The sequence below is a fragment of the Segatella salivae F0493 genome (assembly GCF_000477535.1).
Classification (GTDB): Bacteria; Bacteroidota; Bacteroidia; order Bacteroidales; family Bacteroidaceae; genus Prevotella; species Prevotella salivae.
The window spans coordinates 1-22,021 of the sequence record NZ_AWGW01000022.1; the positions used below are offsets into that span (position 1 = coordinate 1).

A 22,021-nucleotide genomic window follows, 5' to 3' on the forward strand; every position below is an offset into this window, starting at 1 on the left:
CTACTACACACACACACACACACACACACACACACACACACACACACACACACACACACACACATTCTAACGTCCGCTCCTACGCGCGCGTAAGATACGCAATAAATCCTTATAAACAAAAGGTGTGCAAGAAGTTTTTCATAAAACTTTTTGCACACCTTTTTCGTGCATATAAGCACACGAAAAAGCAAGAAAACAATCATAGCAAAATGAATTATTTAAATTGGAAAGGAAATGAAAAAGCAAGAAAAGCGAGTCTACATTTCGCCTGCAATTGAAGTGTTTGCACTCGAAGTTAAGAACACCTTAGGCAGTACCTCATTCCACGGCAGTCACCTCCCTGGCGAAACAGCCGATGACGGCATCGATCAAGGCGGCGGTCACGGCATTGGTGACGTGGAAGAAGATGAAGGCGATTAACTTTTGAAGTGCAGTTTTAGTAATGTAAATTTTAAATTAAGAAAAAGAAAATGAAACAGAATTTATTTTATGCGGCAGCCTTCGCATTGGCTTTGTTGGGCTGTTCACAGAATGATGTAACTGAGCCATCGGGAAAGGGTGACACCAAGACGGGAACAGCTTTCACGGGTAAGTCGAACCTCCAGACGGGTGACAATCCCGTGAGCCGTACCTCAATCGACTACGACCGCACAGCGCGCACTATGACTTATTATTGGGAGCCGGGTGACAAAATCTGGCTCAACGACGGCAACAACGCCGAGACCGGAGCCAGCAGCCGCGTGGCCAGCTCGGTCTTCCTCTTCACTACGGGCACCTATCACGCTCAAAACTATACCGTTTATTATCCCGGCAAAAACGCCGCATCCTATAACGCCGTGACCATTCAAACCACACAGTCGCAAGCCGCGCCCAACAGTTCCACCCATTTGGGCGATGCCGGAGACTGCGGCGTAGCCACGGCCGATCGGCAGAGCGATGGCGGATACACCTTCTCGCTGGCCCACAAGGCTACCTACCTGTGTTTTTTGCCGCGCACCACCAACGTCACCGAAACGGGCTGGGTGATGACGGCCATTAAAGTGACGGCCAACAACAACATCGCCGGCAACTACACCCTCACCACCACCGGACTCACCGGCACGGGCTCGTCAAACGAAATCACCCTCAACACGGGCAATTTCGACATCAGCAATGCTGCCACGAGCCTCGCCACCAACGGCGCCTACATGGTGATTGCACCGGGCGTGCACACGCTCACCGTGGAATACACCGTGAAGAATACCAACACTGGCAACACCGGAACCATCGTGAAGCATCTCGATTCCAAAGACTATAAGGCCAACACCCTCTACCCCCTCACCGCTCATCTGTTCAGCGAATATTCCAACACGAAATACTATCTGTGGGATGCCATAGAGGACATGTGGCACAACAAAACGCCGGCTAATTACAGCGAGGGGCTATACACAGCTGCTGATGTGCCGGCATCAAATCTTCCAGGATACGCTTCTTATTGGAATTTTGGTCCTCCACTCCAATATACGGGGCCTGATGCCGACCGCATTTATAATTACAATGCGCCCGAAGTGCCTGGCTTTACCACTAGTCATGGCTACAGCACCCATTTCTATTATGCTACCAATTCGGCCAAGGACTGCCCCAGCGTGTGGGAGTTGGCTTGGTATTACGATAAGGGCGACATCCGTTGGGATGGCGAAGCAGCTTTCTTGTTCCGTGGAAAGATTTATCATGGCGGTGCTTGGATTAAAAAGCAGAGCGAGATAGCCGCAGAGAACAGCACCACGGTGGCAGCGCTTAAGAATCATGACCATGTTTATGACAATTTACTCGACCCTGATGCAGGCATGATGAGTGATGGCGTTTCAAAGACGATAGGGCAAGGAGCACCTTCAGCGGCTGCACTTAAAAAGTATTTCTTCCTGCCAGCCTTGGGTAACTATGGAGGAGCAAGTGCAGGAGGTATAGATCCAATGTATAAACTTTATCATTTGGGAACAGAAGGCTTCTATACCTGTTCATCGAACTATAGCACGGTTTATAATAGTGATTATTGCTGGGCTTTTAAATTCAATAGCTCGAAAGTTCAAATCTATTCGCTGAATAGTATTCACTTCGGCCTTCCCTTGTGGAAAGCGCAATAATACCTTTAGTCCCCGGGGGATTTTCAATTTTCAAACAAAAACGGGTTAGTCCCCGGGGATCTAATCAATTTCTAAACAAATACGCGTTAGTTCCCGGGGAACTAATCAATTTTTTAACAAATGCACGTTAGTTCCCGGGGAACTAATCAAAACTTGGAGAGGATAACTTCTGTTTCATACGATAAAGGTACAAAAAATATTTAAGAAAGGTAAAATATAGGAGAAGTTTTGCAGAGGTTTTGTTTTGTCTTTTTTTGTGAAGGATATTTCGCCAAGCGCGGAAATGCCAAACCCTTCGGGAAACGACTTTCGCCGAGCGCGGAAGTGCCAAACCTTTTGGGAAACGGTTTGCGGGAGGCCCGCAAGCATCAAATCTTTTAAAAAGTGGTTTGCGGGAGGCCCGCAAGCATCAAATCTTATTTAAGATGTCAAAATGCTACAAAATAATGCTTTTCTAAAAAAGTTTTGGTCAAATAAAAAAAATAATTTACCTTTGCATCAAGTTGAGTACCAAGAAAAATATAATATAAAGATTTTGCATGAAAGGAAAATATCTTCTTAGGATATCTCTATGCAAATAATTTGTTTAATTAAAAATAGAATAATATGCCAGAAACAACACTTTCTACGCATGACTTCACCAAAGTGGTGGAGATTGTACTAACCGATTTATCGCGCCTGAATAATGGTGCACATTTTCAATTCATCAAAAACGTGAGTGACCGCTTGGCTACGGACACAAAAATCAAAGAAAATGCCGTTGGACAAGCTGTAATCAAGGCGCTGACAGAGGCCTTGGCTACAGAGGACAAGTATTTTGTGCTATCACAAAAGAGTCTTTTGACCGAAGAGATTGCTGCTGCTGATAAAGAGCGCGACACACTTTTTACTGGTTATCGAACGGCAGTAAAAGGGTTTTTGAATATGCCTGTAGCTGCCTTAGCAAAAAATGCACACGAATTGTGGCAACATCTTGCCGACTATGCCATTGACCCGCAAATGCAGCTCGAGCGTGAAACAGGTCTCATCACCAACCTTTGCACTGACCTCGTAGGAAAATATGCTACACAGGTGCAGGACTTGGGACTGAAACCATATGTCGATGCACTGAAAACAGCCAACGAGCGCGTGGAGACCTTGCTTGTGCAGCGCACCACAGATAATTCGACGAAAGTTGTGGGAGCTTTGCGCACAGCTCGCGAGGCTTCGGACAAAGCTTTTCGCAATTTGTCAAAGGTGGTCAACGCCTTAGCTATCCTCGGTAATCCAGCCGATTATGCAGCTTTTATCGACTTTATGAATACACTTATCAAGCGCTATAAAGAGCAGGCAATTCCTACGAGTACGGCGAAAGCGACTGCCGAAAAGCACATGGCTGAATATGAGGCACGCGTAAAACCCAAAATCGAATCGTTTGAGGAGCAGCAGGGATTTGAAACGGGCAGTCTTTCGTTTACGGGTAAAACAAAAGGCACGGCTGCCAAGCGCCTTTTTGAACTATCAGTAAAAGGCCAGAAGACAGCTGATGGCAAACCCAAAACAATTTGGGTAGGCGTGAATAAAGATGGAACGCTATTCCTATCAGAAAAGGCAAATGAAAAGCCGAAATCAGAAGGCGGAACAGCTGAAAAAGGCGACTTTGGTATTAAACACAAATAACAGCCATAAAATGTGCGAAGACGCATTCATAAATTGACTATGACGCAACAATAGGGTAGTCATAAAGACTCCTAAATCTAAAGTGGTGGTGCAGTGCTGTTGAGATAACAGCGACTGCACCTTTTTCATTCTAAAAGGATTGTCATTCAAATTTATATTGTCATACAATGCTCACTAAAAATGAAAAAGAACAGTCCTGTTGTTAAGGCTACGCTTTTTAGAATATCTTAGTTTATATAGTTATCTTTCTTCTATTGTGCCTGGAGAGTTCTCAACATCTCTCTAACTCCTTAGCCATTTGTTGCTGTAGTTCCTTAGCATTTTCAGCTGCTTTCTCAGCAAAGTCCTCTTGCTGGCTTGCATAGATGATTCCACGAGAAGAATTTACAAGTAGGCCGCAATCGCTTGTCATGCCATATTTGCAAACTTCTTGCAAACTACCGCCTTGTGCGCCTACGCCTGGAACCAAAAGAAAATGGTTGGGAGCGTATTTGCGAATGTCACTAAACATTGAACCTTGTGTTGCACCAACCACATACATCAAGTTGTCTTCATTACCCCATTTTTGACTCTTTTCCAACACGCGCTCAAAAAGTTTTTGTCCATCCTTTGAGGTGAAAAGCTGAAAATCTTGACTGCCTTTGTTACTTGTTAGTGCAAGCAAAATCACCCATTTATCTTTATACTCAAGGAATGGTTTTACACTGTCTTCGCCCATATATGGAGCCACGGTGAGTGCATCGAGATTATATTCTTCAAAGAAAGTCTTGGCATACATTCGGCTTGTGTTCCCAATATCACCACGCTTTGCATCGGCAATGATGAAATGCTCAGGATAGTTCTCTTTCAGATATTGAATTGTCTTTTCAAAAGCTATCATCCCCTTCAAGCCATAGCACTCGTAAAAAGCAAGATTAGGCTTGTATGCAACACAATAGGGGGCAGTTGCCTCAATGATGGCTTTGTTGAATTCGAAGATTGCGTCGTCGTGTTTCAAAAGATGTTTCGGCACCTTTTCCAAATCGATGTCCAATCCCACACATAAGAAAGACTTCTTACTAAAGATTTGATTTACGAGCTGTTGTCTGTTCATTTATTTTGATTTTTCGGTTTTAGGCAATTCCTTTTTCTTATCCTCTTTTCGCTGAGTGGAAATCAAGAGATTCATAAAATCATCAGCCTGAACAGTACGTTCCTGCTGTTCCTTATCATCTTCTTTCTTTGTATATTTAATACCCATTGCAAATGATTCTTTTAAAGTTCGTTTTCCTTTAATTTTTCTGCATTTTCAGCAACTGTCAACGCATCAATCATGTCTTGGATGTTACCATTCAAGAACCCTTGAAGGTCGTGTGTAGTATATCCAATTCGATGGTCGGTCACACGGCCTTGTGGAAAATTATAAGTTCTGATTTTTGCCGAACGGTCGCCTGTTGAAACCAAGCTCTTTCTTCTGTCAGCAATATCATCCACATACTTTTGGTGCTCACGATCATGAATAAAGGTATAAAGACGGCTCAAGGCGCGCTCTTTATTCTTCGGTTGATCACGCGTTTCTGTACATTCAATCAGAATTTCTTCTACCTCACCAGTGTTTGGATTCTTCCACGGATAGCGCAAACGAACACCAGATTCAACTTTGTTCACGTTCTGACCACCGGCACCACTTGATCTGAAGGTATCCCATTTGATGTCTCCCTCGTTGATATTTACTTCAAATTTATCGGCTTCAGGCAAGACGGCGACTGTAGCAGCACTCGTTTGCATACGGCCATTTGATTCAGTAACAGGGACACGTTGAACGCGATGTACTCCGCTTTCGTACTTCATGATGCCGTAAACATCAGTACCACTGATGGCAAAGTCAATCTCTTTATACCCACCAACAGCACCTTCTGACACGTCAGTTATACTCAGTGTCCAACCTTTCATGTCACAATATTTCTTGTACATATTGAAGAGATCGCCAGCAAACAAAGCAGCTTCATCGCCTCCTGTACCAGCACGAATCTCCATTTGTACATTCTTTGCATCTTCTGGATCTTTCGGAACAAGAAGTAGTTTAATTTCTTCTTCTAATTTGGGTTGCAGACTTTCGTTCTCCTGTAGCTCTTCACGTGCCATCTCTTTCATGTCTGCATCATCTTCATTTGCTAATATATTTTTGGCTTCTTTAATCGAATCTAAGCAAGAAATATATCTTTTTCTGGCGTTCATGATGTCGCCTAAGTCTTTCCATTCTTTCGTAAGTTTCACATATCTTTTCTGATCTGCAATAACATCAGGGTCAGTAATCAATGTGCTTACCTCTTCAAATCGACTTTCTAAACCATCTAACTTTTCAAGTATACTATTATTTTCTGCCATATAATTTATTTTAATTCCAACAACATCGCGTTGTGAGGATCTTAATATTCAAACGTGCCATATTCAGAATGGATAACAAGACTACGTTTCCCTTCTTCAATATGTCCTACAATTTGTGCATCAATATTAAAACTATTGCTAATTGCGATAACTTTGTCTGCAATCTCTGGACGCACATAAATCTCCATTCTGTGTCCCATGTTGAAGACCTGATACATCTCTTTCCAGTCTGTCTTTGAACATTCTTGGATAGCCTTAAAGAGAGGTGGAGTAGGGAACATGTTATCCTTTACGGCCTTACAATTATCTCCTATAAAATGCAAGAGTTTAGTTTGAGCGCCTCCTGTGCAATGAATCATTCCGTGAATTTCAGGGCGCAACTCATCGAGTACTTTCTTAATTACAGGGGCATAAGTGCGTGTTGGAGAAAGAACAAGCTTTCCTGCATTAATAGGACTGCCCTCAACGGAATCTTCAAACTTATACTTTCCACTATAAACCAATTCTTCTGGCACTGCATGATCATAACTCTCAGGATAGCGATTGGCCAGATATTTGGCAAAGACATCATGGCGTGCACTGGTCAAACCATTACTTCCCATGCCGCCATTATATTGCTTTTCATAAGATGATTGTCCTGTAGAACTAAGACCAACAATCACATCTCCGGGTCTGATATTGGCATTATTGATAACGTCACTACGCTTCATGCGGCATGTAACTGTAGAGTCAACGATAATTGTTCTGACAAGATCTCCTACATCAGCAGTCTCTCCTCCAGTCGGGAAAATGCCGATACCCATGTCGCGCATCTCAGCGAGTAATTCGTCTGTTCCATTGATAATAGCTGATATAACCTCACCAGGAACAAGCATTTTATTCCTGCCAATAGTACTTGAAACAAGTATGTTATCCACTACACCTACACACAGCAAATCGTCTGTATTCATGACAATGGCATCCTGAGCAATACCTTTCCATACGCTGATATCGCCTGTTTCTTTCCAATACATATAGGCTAATGATGACTTTGTTCCAGCGCCATCAGCATGCATAATATTACAATATTCAGGGTCATTGCCGAGAATATCAGGAATGATTTTGCAGAAAGCCTGTGGATATATACCTTTATCTATATTTTTGATTGCGTTGTGTACATCTTCTTTAGCAGCGCTAACACCACGCATCATGTATCTATTGTTCATAAGAAATTAATTGTATTAGTCTTTACTATGCCAAAAATGCCAACTTTCAAAGGCTTGAAGTAGTAACATTTCTAATCCATTTTTTACGGTTGCTCCATACTTTGCACCTTTTTGCATAAATAGAGTTTCGTCTGGATTATAAATCAAGTCATAAAGCAATGTGTGACTATCCATCGCTTCGTAGGGTAGGGCAGGACATTCGTCTGCTTTTGGATACATGCCACAAGGAGTACAATTCACAATCACTTTATACTCATTAATTACCTGCGGAGTTATCGATTGATAACATATTGTGCCTGGGCGTTCGAACCTGCTGACCTTTAATGTTTCGATACCGAGTGAGTTCAAACCATATTGAATAGCTTTAGAGGAACCACCAGTCCCTAAGATTAGTGCCTTCTTATGACATTTTTCGAGAAGAGGTTCTATGCTCTTGGTAAAGCCAAAGACATCGCTATTATAGCCTTTCATCATGATTTTTTTCCCTTTATGGGTAATTTTAATCACATTAACGGCACCTATATCTTTAGCTTCAGGACTTAACTCATCCAAAAAATCAATGATTTTCTCTTTATAAGGAATTGTAACATTTAGTCCCTTTAAGTCAGGATTTTGTGCAATGATTTCTGGAAGGAAATCTAAATTAGGGATTTCAAAGTTACAATATTGAGCATCTATGCCTTCGTTTTCAAACTTCTCATTGAAGTAACCAATTGAAAAGGAGTGACCAAGTGGATATCCTATAAGACCATATTTATCCATACAACAAGATGTTATCTATTTTTTATTTTCGTGCATAATACGTTGTGCAGATTCCAAATGTTAGTCTTTGGAAGCTTGCATCCTTGAAGCCAGCTTTCTTTAAGATTTCTAACATCACTTCACCTTGAGGAAAAGCTTCTATTGTGTTCGTCAGATAACTATAAGCATTGTTATCTTTTGAAATTAGTTTTCCATAAACAGGTAAGATTGAATGTGAGTAAATCTTGAATAATTGCTTCATCGGAAAACTCACAGGAGTAGTTAATTCTACAATACTTAAATGTCCACCAGGCTTTAACACCCTACACATTTCTTTGAGTCCTTGGTCAAGATTTTGAAAGTTTCGAATACCAAAAGCAGCTGTAACAGCATCAAACGAATTGTCATTAAACGATAATTGCGTACAATCTTCTTTCTTAAAAGAGATAGTTTTTTGTAATCCTTCCTTCTCAACCTTTTGCTGTCCAATCTTCATCATCCCCTCACTGATGTCTATTCCGACCATCTTTTGTGGAGATAACAACTTTGCAGATAGTATGGCAAAATCTCCCGTACCAGTTGCTATGTCTAAAATCGTTTTAGGATGAAAAGGTGAAAGCTGGCGAATAGCTTTCTTTCGCCAGCCTTTATCAATATCCCATGAGAGACGATGATTAAGAGTATCATAAGTCGGAGCAATGTTATCGAACATTTCTTCAACCAATTTTCCTTTCTCACCAGTCTTCCCGTATGGTTTTATCTCTTCTTGTTTATACATGCAAAATCGTGTGGAAGATTATCTAACCGTCTTCAAATAGTTTTCAACATTCTTTTCGATACGTGCTGCTATATCACCACTTTCAACGCTCTTATCAAACTTTTCGCCTATGATGTGCTCGTAAAGTTCGATATATCTCTCACTAACGCTTTCAGCATATTCGTCAGAAATCTCTGGCATTTGTTGCCCTGGCTCATTCATAAAGTTATGTTCTATCAACCATTGGCGTACAAATTCTTTCGACAACTGCTTCTGAGGCTTGCCTGCTGCAAGTTTTTCCTCATAACCATCAGCATAGAAATATCTACTTGAATCTGGAGTATGAATCTCATCTATTAAATAAATCTTTCCATCACGCTTGCCAAATTCATATTTCGTATCAACCAAAATCAGACCTTGCTTGGCTGCAATTTCCTGTCCACGCTTGAAGAGTTTTTTAGTGTAATCCTCTATAACGTCATAATCTTCCTTTGAAACCAAACCTTGAGCAATAATCTCTTCTCTTGAGATGTTCATGTCATGACCTTCATCAGCCTTTGTTGTAGGAGTAACGATTGGCTCAGGGAATCTCTCGTTTTCACGCATTCCTTCTGGAAGTTTTACTCCACAAAGATCGCGACATCCTTCCTTATACGCACGCCAAGCACTTCCCGTGAGAATAGAACGGATAATCATCTCTACGCGAAAGCCTTCACATTTAAGTCCGACTGTAACCATTGGATCTGGTGTTGCCAGTTTCCAGTTAGGGCAAATATCACTTGTTGCATCAAGAAACTTAGCCGCGATTTGGTTTAAAACCTGACCTTTAAAGGGGATTCCCTTAGGTAAAACAACATCAAAAGCCGAGATTCTGTCGGTAGCAATCATCACAAGTAAATCGTCATTGATGTCATAAACATCACGAACCTTACCATGATAAACACTCTTTTGTCCATCGAAATGGAAATCTGTCTTTGTTAAAGCTTTCATTTTGAATATTAATTAAAATCGTTGTCTGAATTTTCAAATATTGTAAATTCTTCTTCTTTTTCAGTTAGTTGTTTTTCCGCTGCAGCTCTTTTACTCTTTTCTTTTGACTCTTGCTCTTGCTTTTTGTCAAATGAATCATAGGCATCCACTATGCGCGTAACAAGTTTATGCCTAACAATATCTTTCTGAGATAGATTTACAACGCTAATACCTTCGACCTTCCCAAGTATATTTAACGCTTCCTTTAGTCCGCTTTTTTGAGCTTTCGGCAAATCTATCTGCGTCATATCTCCCGTGATTATCATCTTCGTACTCCATCCCATACGCGTCAAAAACATTCGAATCTGCTGAGGAGTAGTATTCTGTGCTTCATCCAAGATTACTACAGCATCACTCAATGTGCGTCCGCGCATGAAAGCGAGTGGGGCAATCTGGATAATATGTTTCTCCATCATATCTTGCAATTTCACTGCAGGAATCATGTCTTCAAGAGCGTCATATAGGGGTTGTAGATAGGGATCTATCTTATCTTTCATGTCTCCAGGCAGAAAACCAAGCTTTTCTCCAGCCTCTACAGCAGGGCGACTAAGTATTATTTTCTTTGCAGTTTTTTCCTTTAGTGCCTTTACTGCAAGTGCAATACTTAAATAAGTTTTTCCTGTTCCAGCTGGACCTACCGCAAAAATCATGTCATTTTTATTAAATGCATCGATAAGTTTCTGCTGATTCTCCGACCGACTTTTAATGGGCCTTCCTGACACACTATAAACCAAAACACCCTTGATACTGTCGCCTTTAGTCTTTCCAGACTTTACAATATCAAGGATATCTTCATCAGAAATAGAGTTATACTTCAACACATGTTTCTGCATAGAAGCAATATCTTCTTCTATTTTGGCCATCTCTTCCTCATCACCAAGAATGCGGATAACATTATCTCGCGCAACGATTCTCAATTTAGGAAAGAGAGATTTTATCATTTGCAAGTGACAATTATTGAGTCCATAGAATATAACTGGATCAATATCTTCTAAGAATATATGCTTCTCTATCAATGTATAAACTCCTTAAATATGGATGCAAATTTAGAGTTTTTTTTGAAATTACCAAATATTTGGTCTATCTTTGCATCTCGTAAAAGAAGTTTATGATAGTGTTATGAAGATTTCTAAAAATCGATTTTTACAAGGTTTTGGTCTGTCGGTAGTATTTTTGGGCTTTATCCGTTGTCTGTTCCCGTCTATAGCAGGTAATGGAACACATCAAACGAGTGCTGAAAAGATTGTAAAACCAACTATAAAAACACATCAAAAGCCAATACAAGAGAATATTAATTTTGCACAAACGAAATCCTCTTTACCTGTTAGTTCCGTATTTTTTAAGGCTGATGGTTCTGTCGTAAAGAATCGTATTTATAGTGTTCCAAATTTCGGAAAAGCTTTCCCTGATCAGAATGATGTTCAGCTGTTATCAGCAAAAGCGCTTGGAGTTACACCTGTGAAAGACCGAGCTGATGCTGAAAACAGAAAGGGAGAACTCGTTTATATCGGTGGAAATCCATATTACTATATAGACAATTTAAAGTCCAGTATTCCTTATTTAGTTCCTAAAGCAGCAATACTTTTGCAGGATATTGGACACAATTTCTTTGACTCTTTACAAATAAAAGGAATCCCGTTACACAAGATTATTATCACCAGTGTAATGCGTTCAAAAAACGATGTACAGCGACTTCGTAGCCACAATGGAAATGCAACAGTTAATAGTTGTCATCTATATGGAACTACTGTTGATATTTGTTACAATCGATATAAAACTGTAGAAGCACCAAACGAAAAGCGACGTGCCGTGCGCAATGATACATTGAAATGGATTCTTAGTGAAGTTTTAAATGACATGAGAAAACAAAATAGGTGCCACATTAAGTATGAAGTGCACCAAGGATGTTTCCATCTAACAGTAAAGTAGAATGTAATCACAGAACTTTTTTACTTTAACACTACCTATTTATCATAACACTTATTATATAATAAGAGACATATTATGAGAACAACAATATTAAATGCGGAAATAATATAAATCTTACGAGAAAACGTTTAATGGCATTTCAGGAGACAATCTCAATCTAATGATGAAATAAAATGAATGAGATTATACCATGATTTGATATGAATTGTTTTTTGATTGCAAACTACTGATTTTCAAGTATTTGTTATATTATCAATATAAAGTTTTAGTTTTTTCATTTAAGAAGCTTACAAGAAAAATCATAAAAAATGAGGATTGCAATTTAAAATAATTAAATATATCTTTGCAAACAGATGAATTGATTAATTGATTATTTGAAAACTGGTTGATTATACGGGCAGATTTTATATATATGAAAATATATAATTCTGTCCGTTTACCAAATACAGCATGAGTATTTTTATTCAATATATTGTAATTTTTGTAGTCATTGCAGTTTCAGTCTGCTTTGTATTAAGAAATCTCTACAAGGCTATTTATCACAACGTTAAATGTAAAGACTACAAATGTGCAGGCTGTGCATTTTATGATAAATGCAAAAAAGTAGAAAAAAAACAATGAATATATTTGGTCAAATTGTTTTTTTATATTACCTTTGCAACCGCAATTCGGAAACGAAATGGTACCTTGGCCGATCGGTTAGGTAACGGTCTGCAAAACCGTGTAGAGCAGTTCGACTCTGCTAGGTACCTCTTTTAGGTTGAGTTCTATACTCAACCTTTTATTTTTTCTTATTATCTTTTATATGAAAGCACTTGTTCTATGTAAGTCTCATGATTGCTATCAAATAATTTTTGAAGCCTTTTCTTGATGATATAATTCATAAACAACTTGACAACTCCAAAGAGAAGTGCGCCCCCTACTCCACAAACAATAGCTGTATATCTTCCAAATGGTAAATCTTTATCTGGGAAAAATGAAGCAATAAAGATTGGAATAACGATAAAGATGCCGCATAAAGTCATTTGGAAGCGTTCACTTCCCATGCTATCAAGAATCATTTGTTTATCAAATAAATATGATTGCAAAGATTCTTTGGTTACACCATAGTCTTTCATCTGTGGAAAATCATCAGATTCTCCATACGTATTAATCATCCGCCAAACAGCTTGTTGCAAATCATCTACTTTGTATTCTGTTTCATTTAAGGTAAAGTTCATGTCTCGAAATAAATTTTATTAAAGAATAAAGAAAATAGAAAGCAGTGTTCCTATAAGCCGGGTTCTGTCTCCATCAAAGCGATGGCGCCCTGTTATTTATCTAATCTGTGAGTCACCCCACAGCTTAAGCATTCTACCCTCCGTAGCGATTTATAATCTTTAAGCGGACAACTTTCAGTCTACGGTATACATGAACTTGCAGCCTCCAGATAGCACAGCCTGACAATCGCCTGTCAGCTGGTAGTCTCTTACACTACCTTCTCACCCTTACCTTGAATGGACTTGAAAGGCTATTCCTTCCAGTTTCGTTTTACAAGGCGGTTATTTTCTTCTGCCAACACCTACTGTCACCAATAGCTTCTATTTTCGGAAGTGGAGTGTCCTATGCTGCCCGGACTTTCCTCTCGCGTCAAAACAAACGCCAGCAACAGAGCCGGAACACTGCTTTCTGTATGCAAAGATAACGCAAAAGATGTGTTTTACAAAATAAATGAATGACTTTGTTATAAACGAAAAAAAATTGATTGCCTCACGACAACCAATTTCTTCTTTAACCTTAATAATCTAATACCATGAAAAACATGTTGCAAAGATAGGCATTTTTCTGTGTTCTTCCAAAAGAAATACCATCATTCTCTTTGATAAAGTGCATATTTAGCGTTTTTAAAGAGAAATTAAATCGTTTGCATTTAAAATTAAAGAATGTATTATATTCTTAATTCTTTCAAGATATCAGCCATCTTTTGTTTTGTTGTTATGGTTGTAGGAACGAGCGGAAGTCGAAGTACGTTCTCAATCATTCCCATATCGTTTAGTAATGCTTTGCAGCCCGCAGGATTCCCATCTACAAAGAGTAAAGAGTAAAGTTCTGTGAACATATGATGAATTTTGCGTGCAGGTTCATACTCACCATTAAACTCTAATCGAATCATTCTGCTAAATTCCTTAGGTAGCGCATTACCAATCACCGAGATAACTCCTGCTGCCCCGCTTGCAATCATAGAGAAAGTGAGTGCATCATCGCCACTAATGACATCGAAATTATCTGGCTTATTCTTTATTATCTCATCCACTTGTTCAAGGCTTCCACTGGCTTCTTTAATAGCAACTATATTAGAAAAGTCCTTAGCAAGCTTGACTGTGGTTTCTGCTTTCATATTGATTCCTGTACGTCCTGGTACATTATATAATACAATTGGTAACGGACTAACTTCTGCTATGGCCTTAAAATGCTGGTAAAGTCCATCTTGCGAAGGTTTATTATAATAAGGACATATACTCAAAATACCATCAATTCCCGTCCAATCTGTTGTTTTTATTTCATCGACAACAGCTGCTGTATTGTTTCCTCCACAATATTTCTGTATAGGAATCCTGCCTCCAACAACACCTTTTATAAACAAAGTGAGTTCTTCTTTCTCTTCTTTTGTCAAGCAAGGAGCTTCTCCTGTGGTCGCCAAGATACATAAGAAGTCAGCGCCATTAGCCAATTGATAGTCCAATAGCCGTCTAAGTGATTTATAATCCACTTTACCTTCTAACGTAAAGGGGGTTATCAAAGCTATTCCTAAGCCTTTGAAGATGTTGTGTGCCATATCGTATTGTTTTTACTTTCAATCATGTCTACAAAGATACAAGATTTATATCGATTTGCAAAGATTATCTGACAAATAAATTCAGAAGTATAGTTCTCCCCTACTTTATCCTCTCGATCCTATATATAAAAATATCATTCCCAGCAGCACTAATGCCAAATCAAAAGCTTTTGCCTTAAGATTCTTCTCATGAAAGAATATTGCTCCCGAAAGAAAACTAACCAAAACGCTTCCTCGCCTAACCATACTTACAATTGAAATCATAGCCCCTGGTAAGCTTAAAGCATAGAAATAAACAAAGTCGGCAGCACATAAGAACACTGAGATAAACACCACTGACCAGTCCCAATGAAATGGAGTTGTACGATAACGCGTTGGCCACCACAACACAATCATCATGATTCCCATTAATAACATCTGGTAAATGTTGTACCAACTTTGCACTATCATACGGTCTATTCCAACACCACCATCAGTAGCATTTGCCATCAGATATTTGTCGTATAGTCCACTAACAGCCCCTAATAAAGCTGCAATCACAAGGAAGAAAATCCATTTATTGTGCTTGAAATCAATCCCTTCACGACGTCCACTCTTACTCAGCATCAAGAAAGATATGGCTGCAAGTGTTACGCCGGCCCACTGCCAACCATTTAAACGCTCACCAAATACAAGCATAGCACCAACAAGTACCATTACAGGGCGTGTAGCGTTGATTGGTCCAACAATAGTAAGTGGAAGATGTTTCATTGCAAAATAGCCGAATATCCAACTCGACAAAACAATCAAACTTTTTAGAATAATATAGCGATGAACCTCCCAACCTCCTTGTGAAACATAGAAAATACTGCCATCAAAGATATGAGTGGTTGATGACAATACGATAAAAGGCAAGAAGATTAGTGACGAAAAGACAGTATTCAAGAATAGAATCGGAAGCACTGCATTGTCGTTCAGCGCCTTCTTTTTGAACGAATCATAAAATCCCAACAGGCCTGCCGAGAGAAAAGCTAAAATTAACCACATCATCTACTAATATTCTATATTTTCTAAAAACAAAGCATGTCCAGGCATACTCTCACCTGCTTGACTCCGGTTTCCTTCTTCTAATATTCGTTCCAAATCTTTAATTGCAATGCGATGTCTTCCTAACAAAATTAGTGTTCCAACGGTTGCACGCACCATATTCCTTAAAAAACGATTGGCAGTAATCTCAAAATACCATGAATAAGGAGATGTCTTAATCCATTTACTCTCTTTAATTGTACAGAGTGTTGTTGCATTATCTGCCCCCGATTTACAAAAAGCAGCAAAGTCTTGGTGTTGTTTCAATAGCTCAGCTCCTTGTTCCATCAGTTCAAAATCAAGCGAATAAGGGCTTTCATACGAGTAGTTTCGAAGGAAAGGGGCCTTTCGTGTATGGATGAAATAACGATAAGTACGCCATTTTACAGAGAAACGTGCGTGCATGTTACTATCAACAGGCTGGATGTTAAAAACGGAAATATCACGTGGCAGAAGTCTATTGAGCTTATAGGTCAACTGCTCACATTCAATTTCTTCAGCCAAATCTAAATGTGCAACCATCATACGTGCATGCACACCTGTATCAGTTCGTCCTGCACCAACTATCTCTACACGCTGCCGAAGGATTGTCGACAAAGCATTTTGGAGAGTTTCTTGCACCGACACGCCATTGGGTTGAATCTGCCAACCATGGTATGCTGTACCATCATAACAAAAATAAATGAAATATCTTTGCATACATCTATATTTTCTTTCCCATTCTTTCACTATTCGAATGCCATTCAAGCAATTTGGGTTTTGTATTGAATTATATCATAAAGAGCGTCATTTTACGCGATAAAATATATCGAATTACGAGGTTAAATGACGCAAATTGTTTTCCAAACACTCACATAAACCAATCGCATACGAATAACTTCATTCTGCACCATAGTTCCTAAGAGATTTAAAGATGACTTTATCGAAACCATAAACATCCGCGAAATGTTGAAGCTTTCCTTTGCCATCAGGATATATTGTGAAATAGGTGAGGTAGATAGGAACCTGAGGTTCTACGCTCAAAGATCTGAGAATAAGTGACTTTTTTAGCGTATCAGGTCTTGTTTTCTCCATATTTTTATGTTCCTCTTCAGAAGAGTTTACCCCCTCTTCACCTATTTTCGCAGTCATTGAATAATGAAGTTTCCGAATGATTGAAGCCTCCTTGTCTTTCAACAAGAATACCGCTAAGTCAAAAGGTCGCTCAACGCGTACGCAGCCATGACTGACATCACGATCTGTTTGAGAAAAAACATGCTGATGATTTGTGTCATGCAGGAACACACTGAAGCCATTAGGAAAACGAAAAATGATTCTACCGAGTGAATTGCCCAAACCACCTGTCTGAATGACTAAATAGTCTTTGTTGAGCAACATCTCCCTTGTGATCTGGTCAAAAGGTATCTTTTTACCCGTTTTTCTGTGTCTAACAAAGAAATGATGGCCATCAAAATAGTGCCTATCACCACAATGATTAACTATACTTTTCTTTATAATACTACGTGGAACTATCCATTGTGGATTAACATCCATATGTATAATACGACTCGTTAACAATGGGGTTTTAGTATCTTTTGAACCACATCCTATCTTCATTTCTTTCACATCCTCACGATTAACCATGCGTAAATGAAACGAAGGAATATTTACCAAAACATATTTCTCATGCAAATCAGGCGTATCTTTATAGCGCCAGCGGCAGCGATCCATATTGCACAAGATGGCTCTTCTTTCGTCTTTATCCCGTGTTATTGCTAATAAACTTTGGAGTTGTGAATACAATTTGCTTTTAGGTTGTATCTCATGAAGGAATATTCCCACACTATCATGCGCAATTTTATCCAATGCTGATCTATAAAAGTCTTTCCCCACACGCTGCATGGGAACATCAAATAGAGTTGCGTAACTAACACTTACAGAGTCACTATCCCTCACATCCATACGATTAAACAAGCGATAGGGATTGACAAATCCAAACTTTTGTCCTGTTGTATAGCGTAAATAAGCCTTTGTTAAGTTGTATTCAAGTTGGGCAGCAACCTTATTAATAGAATTGCTTTGTTTGTCAAAGTCTAACGTTCGAAATCTTTTCAGCCCCTCTTCTATCTCATAAACGCGAAACTTTTTCTTGCTAAAACCCAATTGGTCGACTGTCTTCAGATAGGAAAGCAAGGTATCAGCCTGATCATTTACACCTTGTCGATTAATCCATATACATGTTCCACCATTTAGATAGTACGATTTCACACGCATATCAGTGGCTGTTGAGTCGACATCGGCAAAGGCTGCTTGCCTTAAAAAATGCTGAATGCGCTTGGCCTTCAGCGTAAATGCCGATGAGTCTAATGTCTCAAAATCTGATAATTCTATGTTTTTATTGGGATTTTCATACTTATTGCTGCACGCCGTGCAAAACAAAAGTATGAAAAATATACTTGAAAGAATTCGATACATTGAAGATTTCACTTATTTGATTAAATGTTACATATCAATATACAGAAATCTTTCTGACCGTTTTCCCGACTTTAACAATGTAACACCCTCTATGAAGGTTCAAATCAAAACGCTTGTCATTGCTGTCTACTCGCATCGACATAACGCATACTCCTGTTACATTATAAATATAAACAACCTGCCCAACACCTCCTGTAATACGCAATATATTCTGACTGAATGATATCTCTGCCTCATTAGATTTAGGGATTTCGTTCAAATTTGTGTTTACAATGGCGCCTGAAACACAAGGAGAAACCATAGCAAACAAGGTCAAAAAATATATCTTATACAGAGATCTCATCATTATCTTTTTTAACAAGCGTTACATGAAATGCCGTTTATTGAGTTACAAAGTTATAAAAATATGGATAAAGATAATATTTAATTAACAATAATTATAAACGTAATCATTTACAAAAGGAATATTCTTATCATGTTTTAGTCATTGCTTCAAATTTGAAGAGCGCCATAAAGCATGAAATAAAATGATAGTAAAAATGCAAGGTGAAGTTAGCAAAAAAGCAGTTAAATGTTTGGCTATTTAAGAGAATTACGTTATTTTTGCAACTATAATAATAACAATTTTTAATAAAAAGCATTTATACCTAATCAACTATGAGTGAGAAAAGAGTATATACTTTCGGTAATGGTAAGGCTGAAGGTAAGGCAGATATGAGAAATCTGCTTGGTGGTAAGGGAGCGAACCTTGCTGAAATGAACTTGATTGGAGTGCCAGTTCCTCCAGGTTTTACTATCACAACGGACGTTTGTAATGAGTATTTTGAGAAAGGAAAGGAAAAGGTTGTTGAGCTTTTGAAAGGTGAAGTAGAGGCTTCAGTACAACACATTGAGACTTTGATGCATTCAAAGTTCGGCGATATTGAAAACCCATTACTTGTAAGTGTGCGTTCGGGCGCACGTGCCAGCATGCCAGGAATGATGGATACTATCTTGAATCTTGGTTTGAATGACGAGGTTGTAGAAGGTTTAGCACGTAAAACAGGAAATGAACGCTTTGCATACGACAGCTATCGTCGCTTCGTTCAGATGTATGGTGACGTTGTATTGGGTATGAAACCTGTTAACAAAGAAGACATCGATCCATTCGAAGAAATTATCATCGCAGTGAAAAAGCAGCGTGGTATCGCTCTCGACAATGAAATGAATGTTGATGAACTCAAGCAGTTAGTTGCCTTATTTAAACAAGCAATCAAAGAGCAGACCGGACGAGATTTCCCAGTTGACCCGATGGAACAATTGTGGGGAGCTATCTGTGCAGTCTTTGATTCATGGATGAATGAGCGTGCTATCCTCTATCGCAAGATGGAAGGTATCCCTGCTGAATGGGGAACAGCTGTCAGTGTGATGGCTATGGTATTCGGAAACATGGGCAATACCTCTGCAACGGGTGTATGCTTCAGTCGCGATGCAGCTACTGGCGAAAACCGATTCAATGGTGAATATCTTGTAAATGCACAGGGAGAAGATGTCGTTGCTGGTATTCGCACCCCACAACAAATTACAAAAGAAGGCTCACTACGATGGGCTGAACAGCAATGTATTGATGAAGAAATACGTGCTTCCAAGTATCCGTCTATGGAAGAAGCTATGCCTGAGATTTACAAGCAATTGAATGACATCCAGGAGAAGCTTGAAGCACACTATCACGACATGCAAGACATGGAGTTTACGGTTCAGGAAGGACATCTATGGTTCTTGCAAACACGAAACGGAAAACGTACAGGTACAGCAATGGTTAAGATAGCTATGGACCTCTTGCGTGAAGGAGAAATTGACGAAAAGACGGCTCTTTTGAGATGTGAACCCAATAAATTAGACGAACTTCTACACCCTGTATTTGACAAAGAAGCGCAAATGACCGCAAAAGTACTGACTCGTGGTCTTCCTGCAAGTCCAGGTGCAGCGTGTGGACAAGTGGTCTTCTTTGCCGACGATGCTGAACATTGGCACGACGATGGCCACCAAGTTATCATGGTACGCATAGAAACCAGCCCTGAGGATCTTGCCGGAATGAGTGCCGCAGAAGGTATTTTGACTGCAAGAGGTGGTATGACAAGCCATGCAGCCGTAGTCGCTCGAGGCATGGGAAAATGTTGTGTCAGCGGTGCTGGAGCAATCAATGTTGACTACAAATCACGCACAGTAGAGATTGACGGAACCACCATTCACGAGGGAGATTATATTTCTATCAATGGTTCTACAGGCGAAGTGTATTTAGGTGAGGTAAAAACCAAACCTGCAGAAGTTACTGGTGACTTTGCCAAGTTGATGGAGCTTTGCCAGAAATACACAAAACTTGTCGTTCGCACAAATGCAGACACTCCACATGATGCAGAGATTGCACGTAACTTTGGCGCTGTAGGTATCGGACTTTGCCGTACTGAACACATGTTCTTTGAGAACGAAAAGATTAAGGCAATGCGTGAGATGATTCTCGCTGATACGAAAGAAGGTCGTGAAAAGGCTTTGGAGAAACTCCTACCCTATCAGAAACAAGACTTCTACGGAATACTTAAAGCTATGGATGGTTATCCTGTAAATGTTCGTTTACTTGATCCACCTTTGCATGAATTTGTTCCTCATGACCTCGCTGGACAAAAGGTTATGGCTGAAGAAATGGGCATATCGGTTGAAGAAATTCAGCATCGTGTAAACTCTTTGAGCGAGCATAATCCTATGTTAGGCCACCGCGGTTGCCGATTGGGAAATACATATCCCGAGATAACAGCAATGCAAACACGTGCCATTTTGGGTGCAGCCATTGATTTGAAAAAGGCTGGTTACGATCCAAAACCTGAGATTATGGTACCACTTATTGGTAGTGCAAACGAGTTTGATATGCAAGAGGCTGTCATTCGCGCTACTGCCAACCAGCTATTCGAAAAGGAAGGTGTTGAAATTCCGTTCAAGATTGGTACAATGATTGAAATTCCACGTGCGGCCTTAACTGCCGAGAAGATTGCAGAAAGAGCCGAATATTTCAGCTTTGGAACCAATGACCTCACACAAATGACCTTCGGTTTCAGTCGCGATGACATCGCAAGCTTCTTGCCTGTTTACTTGGAAAAGAAGATTCTGAAAGTCGACCCATTCCAGGTTTTAGATCAAGCAGGTGTTGGTCAGCTCGTTGAAATGGGTGTGAAGAAAGGTCGTTCAACCCGTCCAAACCTAAAATGTGGTATATGCGGAGAGCATGGTGGCGAACCATCTTCTGTTAAGTTCTGCCACCGCGTAGGTCTGAACTATGTAAGTTGCTCTCCATTCCGTGTTCCTATTGCACGATTGGCTGCGGCACAAGCTGCTATAGAAGAATAAGTTTCTTTTCTATATACAATCATTTAAGCTGAATCTCTGTTTTGAGATTCAGCTTTTTTAGTTTCTAATATTCAAAACTTGAATACATCAAAACAAACTCAGAATAACGCTCTATAACATCTTTGATTTAACATAAACGTACAAAAAAGGGTGCAGTGCTGTTATCTCAACAGCACTGCACCACCACTTTAGACTTAGGAGTATTTATGACGATACCTATTGTATAACTACGCCGCTGCGCAGGTTTTCGTCGCAATAAGAGTTAATTTATGAATGCGTCTTTGCGCATTTCTCTAAGCTCGACAATTTTTATGGTTGGTTTTTACGTTTAATCCCAAAGTTGGGCTGTTCGGTTGTTCCGCCGCCCGTTTTCGACTCTGGCTTCTTCTCTTCTACAAGGTACAGCGTGCCATCCTTATTCACGCCCACCCAAATGGTTTTGACTTTGCCCTCGGCCGTGGTCTTGCCAGCTATGGCCAATTCATATTTGCGCTTGGCA

The 22,021-nt window shown here is 39.7% G+C and carries 19 protein-coding genes, 1 tRNA gene, 1 other RNA gene and 1 pseudogene; 6 read left to right on the top strand and 16 right to left on the bottom strand.

Annotation, left to right across the window (positions count from 1 at the left end):
- Positions 1-234 precede the first annotated feature (234 nt).
- The 3 genes from HMPREF9145_RS06855 (at position 235) to HMPREF9145_RS06865 (ending at position 3,782) form a co-directional block, all read left to right on the top strand.
- Positions 235-420, top strand: a complete 186-nt coding sequence (locus HMPREF9145_RS06855) for a hypothetical protein (RefSeq protein WP_021825637.1) — start codon at positions 235-237, stop codon at positions 418-420.
- Between the two features lie 467 nt (positions 421-887).
- Positions 888-2,123 carry a hypothetical protein gene (locus HMPREF9145_RS06860; RefSeq protein ID WP_231369767.1) on the top strand — a complete coding sequence of 412 codons (1,236 nt, stop codon included), beginning with the start codon at positions 888-890 and terminating at the stop codon, positions 2,121-2,123.
- Between the two features lie 606 nt (positions 2,124-2,729).
- The gene (locus HMPREF9145_RS06865; RefSeq protein WP_021825631.1) at positions 2,730-3,782 is read left to right on the top strand and encodes a DUF6261 family protein; all 1,053 of its coding nucleotides are present in this window, start codon (positions 2,730-2,732) and stop codon (positions 3,780-3,782) included.
- A gap of 271 nt (positions 3,783-4,053) precedes the next feature.
- Here HMPREF9145_RS06865 and pyrF read toward each other — a convergent pair whose 3' ends face one another.
- The 8 genes from pyrF to HMPREF9145_RS06900 are packed head-to-tail and all read right to left on the bottom strand — an operon-like array spanning position 4,054 to position 10,897.
- Complete coding sequence (pyrF, locus tag HMPREF9145_RS06870; protein WP_021825627.1) at positions 4,054-4,875, bottom strand: orotidine-5'-phosphate decarboxylase; 822 nt, start codon at positions 4,873-4,875, stop codon at positions 4,054-4,056.
- Complete coding sequence (locus HMPREF9145_RS13720; protein WP_021825640.1) at positions 4,876-5,022, bottom strand: hypothetical protein; 147 nt, start codon at positions 5,020-5,022, stop codon at positions 4,876-4,878. It lies immediately after the preceding gene.
- Positions 5,023-5,036: 14 nt separating this feature from the next.
- Positions 5,037-6,149, bottom strand: coding sequence for a peptide chain release factor 1 (prfA, locus tag HMPREF9145_RS06875; RefSeq protein WP_021825643.1), 1,113 nt, complete (start codon positions 6,147-6,149; stop codon positions 5,037-5,039).
- Between the two features lie 41 nt (positions 6,150-6,190).
- A complete protein-coding gene (locus tag HMPREF9145_RS06880) occupies positions 6,191-7,354 on the bottom strand; it encodes an AIR synthase-related protein (protein ID WP_021825625.1) in 1,164 nt (387 codons plus the stop codon).
- Positions 7,355-7,369: 15 nt separating this feature from the next.
- Positions 7,370-8,116: a shikimate dehydrogenase family protein gene (locus tag HMPREF9145_RS06885; RefSeq protein WP_021825638.1), complete on the bottom strand. Its 747-nt coding sequence runs from the start codon at positions 8,114-8,116 to the stop codon at positions 7,370-7,372.
- 22 nt (positions 8,117-8,138) lie between these two features.
- Positions 8,139-8,873, bottom strand: a complete 735-nt coding sequence (gene ubiE / locus HMPREF9145_RS06890; RefSeq protein ID WP_021825622.1) for a bifunctional demethylmenaquinone methyltransferase/2-methoxy-6-polyprenyl-1,4-benzoquinol methylase UbiE — start codon at positions 8,871-8,873, stop codon at positions 8,139-8,141.
- A gap of 18 nt (positions 8,874-8,891) precedes the next feature.
- Complete coding sequence (locus HMPREF9145_RS06895; RefSeq protein ID WP_021825630.1) at positions 8,892-9,842, bottom strand: phosphoribosylaminoimidazolesuccinocarboxamide synthase; 951 nt, start codon at positions 9,840-9,842, stop codon at positions 8,892-8,894.
- Positions 9,843-9,850: 8 nt separating this feature from the next.
- Complete coding sequence (locus HMPREF9145_RS06900; RefSeq protein WP_021825628.1) at positions 9,851-10,897, bottom strand: PhoH family protein; 1,047 nt, start codon at positions 10,895-10,897, stop codon at positions 9,851-9,853.
- A 103-nt stretch (positions 10,898-11,000) separates the two neighbouring features.
- Here HMPREF9145_RS06900 and HMPREF9145_RS06905 point away from each other — a divergent pair, with 103 nt between their 5' ends.
- Both HMPREF9145_RS06905 and HMPREF9145_RS13460 read left to right on the top strand, forming a co-directional pair.
- The gene (locus tag HMPREF9145_RS06905) at positions 11,001-11,810 is read left to right on the top strand and encodes a DUF5715 family protein (protein WP_021825641.1); all 810 of its coding nucleotides are present in this window, start codon (positions 11,001-11,003) and stop codon (positions 11,808-11,810) included.
- A 681-nt stretch (positions 11,811-12,491) separates the two neighbouring features.
- A tRNA-Cys gene (locus HMPREF9145_RS13460) sits at positions 12,492-12,562 on the top strand.
- A 42-nt stretch (positions 12,563-12,604) separates the two neighbouring features.
- Here the strand turns inward: HMPREF9145_RS13460 and HMPREF9145_RS06910 are convergent.
- From HMPREF9145_RS06910 to HMPREF9145_RS14300, 7 genes are all read right to left on the bottom strand, one after another.
- On the bottom strand, positions 12,605-13,030 hold the full coding sequence (locus HMPREF9145_RS06910) for a hypothetical protein (protein WP_021825626.1): 426 nt from the start codon (positions 13,028-13,030) through the stop codon (positions 12,605-12,607).
- A 37-nt stretch (positions 13,031-13,067) separates the two neighbouring features.
- An RNA gene (gene rnpB / locus HMPREF9145_RS12490) (RNase P RNA component class A) lies at positions 13,068-13,475 on the bottom strand.
- A 262-nt stretch (positions 13,476-13,737) separates the two neighbouring features.
- Positions 13,738-14,625: a 4-hydroxy-tetrahydrodipicolinate synthase gene (gene dapA, locus HMPREF9145_RS06915; RefSeq protein WP_021825629.1), complete on the bottom strand. Its 888-nt coding sequence runs from the start codon at positions 14,623-14,625 to the stop codon at positions 13,738-13,740.
- A gap of 105 nt (positions 14,626-14,730) precedes the next feature.
- Positions 14,731-15,651: a DMT family transporter gene (locus HMPREF9145_RS06920; protein WP_036906942.1), complete on the bottom strand. Its 921-nt coding sequence runs from the start codon at positions 15,649-15,651 to the stop codon at positions 14,731-14,733.
- Between the two features lie 6 nt (positions 15,652-15,657).
- Positions 15,658-16,389 (bottom strand): tRNA pseudouridine(38-40) synthase TruA, encoded by a 732-nt coding sequence (truA, locus tag HMPREF9145_RS06925; RefSeq protein ID WP_021825634.1) that lies wholly within the window; start codon positions 16,387-16,389, stop codon positions 15,658-15,660.
- Between the two features lie 180 nt (positions 16,390-16,569).
- On the bottom strand, positions 16,570-18,144 hold the full coding sequence (locus HMPREF9145_RS06930) for a L,D-transpeptidase scaffold domain-containing protein (protein ID WP_021825624.1): 1,575 nt from the start codon (positions 18,142-18,144) through the stop codon (positions 16,570-16,572).
- Between the two features lie 34 nt (positions 18,145-18,178).
- Positions 18,179-18,490, bottom strand: coding sequence for a hypothetical protein (locus HMPREF9145_RS14300; protein WP_036906936.1), 312 nt, complete (start codon positions 18,488-18,490; stop codon positions 18,179-18,181).
- A gap of 311 nt (positions 18,491-18,801) precedes the next feature.
- On the opposite strand from HMPREF9145_RS14300, the gene ppdK reads away from it, so the two are divergent.
- Positions 18,802-21,522: a pyruvate, phosphate dikinase gene (gene ppdK, locus HMPREF9145_RS06940; RefSeq protein WP_021825636.1), complete on the top strand. Its 2,721-nt coding sequence runs from the start codon at positions 18,802-18,804 to the stop codon at positions 21,520-21,522.
- Positions 21,523-21,831: 309 nt separating this feature from the next.
- Here ppdK and HMPREF9145_RS13725 read toward each other — a convergent pair.
- A pseudogene (locus HMPREF9145_RS13725) lies at positions 21,832-22,021 on the bottom strand (DUF6261 family protein); the annotation flags it as partial.